This window comes from Frankia sp. CoWAU3 (assembly GCF_977971855.1).
In genome coordinates this window covers 36,001-38,911 of the sequence record NZ_CDWWXB010000003.1, presented here as the reverse complement: position 1 = coordinate 38,911, position 2,911 = coordinate 36,001, and the positions used below count along the sequence as shown (strand labels likewise).

Annotated in this window: 2 protein-coding genes and 1 pseudogene; 1 reads left to right on the top strand and 2 read right to left on the bottom strand. The window is 69.3% G+C overall.

Annotated features, from left to right (window positions below):
* On the top strand, positions 1 to 767 hold a 767-nt coding region (locus AC08ON_RS00910; protein ID WP_476616292.1), incomplete at its 5' end, for a glycosyltransferase family 4 protein.
* 92 nt (positions 768 to 859) lie between these two features.
* Here AC08ON_RS00910 and AC08ON_RS00905 read toward each other — a convergent pair.
* A complete protein-coding gene (locus AC08ON_RS00905; protein ID WP_476606117.1) occupies positions 860 to 2,038 on the bottom strand; it encodes an RNA polymerase sigma factor in 1,179 nt (392 codons plus the stop codon).
* Between the two features lie 40 nt (positions 2,039 to 2,078).
* Positions 2,079 to 2,911 (bottom strand): annotated as a pseudogene (locus AC08ON_RS00900) (DNA primase); the annotation flags it as partial.

Genomic DNA, 2,911 nt, shown 5'->3' with positions numbered 1-2,911 from the left:
CCGGCGCGCTGTCGACGCTGGGTCTGGCGCCCATCCTCCGGCCGGGCATCTCACCGACGTGGCGGGCGACCCTGCTGGCCGAGGCGAACCGCCGCCGGCCGTTGTCCCCCGTACCGACCATGCTGAGCGTGTTCCGGCTCAGTGACTGGGTGGGCAAGGGTGCGGGGGTCCTGCTGGAGGCCGTGGAGTCCGTCCGGGCCACCCTCGGCCCGGTCCGGCTGGTGTTCGCCGGGCAGGGCCCGGCACCCGGGGCCCTGCATGAGCTGGTGTCCGCGCACCCCGACACCGAGCTGCACGAGTCCCCGACCGACGACGCGTTGGCACGCCTCTACGCCACCGCCGACCTGTTCGCGCTGTGCACCCGCACCCGCTCGCGCGGGCCACGGATCAGCGGCGAGGGCTACGGCATCGTGCTGCTCGAGGCGCAGCTCGCCGGGTGCGCGGTGGTCGGACCCGCCTCAGGCGGTAGCCACGACGCCTACCAGGACGGCGTGACCGGGCAGACGCCGATGGACGAGTCGGCGCAGGCGCTGGCGGACGTCCTGCACGGCATGCTCGCCGACCGAGCGCGACTGGCCCGCGTCGGCCGGCACGCCGCGGAGTGGGCCGAGGCCGCCACTCGGCCCGACGACTACCTCCGCACGGTTTTCACCGCCCTGACCGGACGGCTACCGACCAGCGAGGGCCGGGACATCCCGGTCCAGCCCACGGGCACCGGAACCCGGCGGGGGGCGCCACGGGCCGATGCTCCCACCGGATCGGCGTGACTCCCGGATCCGGATTACGAATATCAAATATCGACCAGAGACAACCATAACGCTATCGGCAGCCAACAGCCGGAAATGGTTGCCGGTCGCTCCTACTCCAGGTAGTCGCGCAGCTTCTGCGACCGGGAGGGATGCCGAAGCTTGGACAGCGTCTTCGACTCGATCTGGCGGATGCGCTCCCGGGTGACCCCGAACTCGCGCCCGACCTCCTCCAACGTACGCGGGTGCCCGTCAGTGAGCCCGAAGCGCAGCTGGATGACCTTCTTCTCCCGGTCGGACAGGGTGTGCAGGACCGAGTCGAGCTGCTCCTGAAGCAGGATGAAGCTGGCCGCGTCGACCGGGACGACGGCGTCGCAGTCCTCGATGAAGTCGCCGAGGTGGGAGTCCTCCTCCTCACCGATGGGGGTCTCCAGCGACACCGGCTCCTGTGAGACCTTGAGGATCTCACGCACCTTGTCCGGGGTGAGATCCATCTCCTTGGCGATCTCCTCCGGACTCGGCTCCCGGCCGAGGTCCTGCAGGAGCTGCCGCTGGATGCGGATCAGCTTGTTGATGGTCTCGACCATGTGCACCGGGATGCGGATGGTGCGTGCCTGGTCGGCGATGGCCCGCGTGATCGCCTGCCGGATCCACCAGGTGGCGTAGGTCGAGAACTTGTAGCCCTTGGTGTAGTCGAACTTCTCGACCGCCCGGATCAGGCCGAGGTTGCCCTCCTGGATGAGGTCCAGGAACAGCATGCCGCGCCCGACGTACCGCTTGGCGATCGAGACGACGAGACGCAGGTTCGCCTCGACCAGCTTGCGCTTGGCGATCTGCCCGTCGCGTTCGATGGCCTCGAGGTCCCGCCGCATCTGCGGGGAAGTTTTCTTGGTGGCCACCGCCAGCTTCTCGGATGCGAACAGCCCCGCCTCGATCCGCTTGGCGAGATCAACCTCCTCCTCGGCGGTGAGCAGGGGGACCTTGCCGATCTCCTTGAGGTACATGCGCACCGGGTCGGAGGTCGGCGCCTTGAGGGCGAGCTCCTCCTCCTCGCGGCGACGGCGGGCCAGCAGATCCTCCTCGTCGGGGCTCTCACCTCCCGCCTCGAGTACCTCGATGCCCTCGTCGTTCAGCACCTGCAGCACCGTCTCGGCCTGCTCCGGGGGCAGCTCCGCGGCCTGGATGGCGACCGTGACATCCTCGGTGGTGAGGAACCCGATCTCCTTGCCCCGGGTGATGAGGTCCTTGACCTCGTCCACCTGGGCTTCGCGGGGTAGGACGGTAGGACTCATGGGCGGAATCTCGTCACTTCCTTCTCGGGATCGACCCAGGTTACGCGGCACCTACGCCCCGCTCCCGGAGTTGATGCTTGTGCTGCTCCAAAGCGATCAGCTCGCCGAATGCACGACGAAGGGCCTCGGCGTCGGTCACCCCGTTGAGCCGCTGCACACGCGACTTCAGGTCCGTGATCCGACGGGTCACATGCAACTCCTGTACCCGCGACATCTGTTCGTCGACATAACGATCATCCACATCGTGGTCGCACAGCACCCTCTCCACTGCAAGGGCAGTGACGAAGCGTCGCAGCTCCTCCTCCGAAGCCGCCGCGGTCAGCTCGGTCACCCAGGTGGTGACCTCACCGGACCGCGCCAGCCCCGCGCACACCCCACCGGCCTCGGCGATGAGGTCACGGACGGCACGGTGCGCGGGAACAGTGAACATCTCCGGAGCCAGCGTGTCGAACATCGGGCCCGCCAGCCCGGGATACTGAACGGCCAGCTTGAGCGCCTCACGCTCCACGATGACCGCCGCGTCATCGGCCCCCGCCCCGCGCCGACGCATCGGCGCGGAACGGGCACCAGCCCGCTCGCTCCCCTGCCTCGACCGGTGCTCGGCCACCCGGCCCACCACGAACCGCTCGTCGAGGAAACCCAGCCAGCGGTCCAGGTTCACCGCGTACCGGTGCCGCAACGCGGCGTCCTTGAGCCGGTTGACCAGCGGCGCGGCGGCGTCCAAGGCGGCGAGCCGGCCCTCGGTGGTGTTGAGGTCGTAGCGGTCGAGCACCCCGCGGATCGCGAACTCGACCAGCGGCACCCGGCTGGCCACCAGATCCCGCACGGCGCCGTCGCCGCCGCTCATCCACAGCTCGCAGGGGTCGCGGCCGG

Excerpts from the sequence above, each read along its gene's own strand:
- AC08ON_RS00905 (WP_476606117.1), bottom strand. The coding sequence starts at position 2,038 with ATGAGTCCTACCGTCCTACCCCGCGAAGCCCAGGTGGACGAGGTCAAG.